Raw genomic sequence first — 1,359 nt, 5'->3', positions numbered from 1 at the left:
CCATTACCTGCTGGGCCACTGGTGTGATGCCTGATGGCACGTATGTGTCCAGCCTGCCTGATATCGTGCGGCAGGTGCTGGTGCAGGATATCGGTATTCCGGCGGCATCCATTTCCAGCACATGGGCGGATCCGTTCGGCAAGGTGGATAGTGCGGCCGGCGCGTTCTGGGATGGATCTGACAGCTATACCGGGCAGGACATGATCACCGCTCTGTTGCAGGGCACCATGCGCAAGCTGGCTGTTGCGCGGGATGGCACGCTGAAGCTGATCGGCATTACAGACAGCTTTCTGCAGCTTGCGCCACATCAGTGGGAAAAGCTAGCGGTGCTTCCTGATGAGGTGATTGATATCAAGGAAACGGATCTGCCGTCCGAACTGGCGCTGCCTCTCACCTGTGGGCGTTGCACCTACAGCCGCAATTATACGGTGATGAGCACCAGCACACTCAGCCCGAAAGCGGATCTGTCCACCCTGCGCACGCAGCGCAGCGCGGTGACTGTGGGCACGGATAGCCCAACGGTGGAAGTGGTCAGCCCGCCCGAAGTGCTGACCAGCTTGCGCACGCAGGCCGGAGCGCAGGTGGTGGCGGATATCATCAACAACCTGTGGACGGTGGCAGATCGGCGCGTGTTTTACGTCACGCTGCCGTTTGAGCGCCTGTTTGATTTTGAAATGGGAGACGAGATTGTGCTGTTTGCCAATGTGGATGGCCTGCGCGATGGCCTGGGCGGTCTGGTTGTGGGTGAAAGCTGGCGTGGCTCCAGCGCAGGCCAGTGCGTGCTGACGGTGCTGGTCTGATGCAGAATTGTGCGTTCGGCCTGAATAATCTGGTCAAGATCGCTAGCCTTAGTGGCTCGGCGTCCTTCTATGCAGGCGTTTCGGCCGCCAAGGATTTCTCACCCAATCAGCTGGCTACAGACCAGGGCAACACCACGGCGGCGTTCTGGTCTGTTGGGGATAGCAACAAAACGGCATGGTTTCAGGCGCAATGGGGCAGTAACCAGACCATGCGGGCCTTCTTTGTGGGCCGCACCAACCTTGGCCAAGCCGCAACGTGGCAGCTGACAGCCAGTTCTGGCGGCAACACGGTGTATTCTGCCTCTGGCAGCTTTGCCACGCTGGGGGGTGTTGGCCCGGTGCAGATGGTGCATGTGGCACCGCAGAACATTCAGGCCGATACGGTCAAGATCACCATCACCAGCAATGGCAGCGCATCGGAAAGCTATATTTCCCTGTCTCTGGCCTATATCGGGCCGGTCTGGCAGCCAGTGCGCAACATGAGCACCAAGAGCACTACCGGGCTGGATAGCTCCGTGACGGTGAATACCGGCATGAGCGGGGCCGAGTTTGTCACGCC

At 59.7% G+C, this 1,359-nt stretch carries 1 protein-coding gene and 1 pseudogene; both read left to right on the top strand.

What is annotated here, in order from left to right:
• Nucleotides 1-800 (top strand): annotated as a pseudogene (locus FKW19_RS14355) (hypothetical protein); the annotation flags it as partial.
• On the top strand, nt 800-1,359 hold a 560-nt coding region (locus FKW19_RS14350; protein WP_150150617.1), incomplete at its 3' end, for a hypothetical protein. The pseudogene FKW19_RS14355 and the gene FKW19_RS14350, both read left to right, overlap by 1 nt.

This window comes from Acetobacter sp. DmW_125128, from assembly GCF_008704325.1.
GTDB lineage: Bacteria > Pseudomonadota > Alphaproteobacteria > Acetobacterales > Acetobacteraceae > Acetobacter > Acetobacter oryzifermentans.
This window is presented reverse-complemented; position numbering and strand designations above follow the sequence as displayed.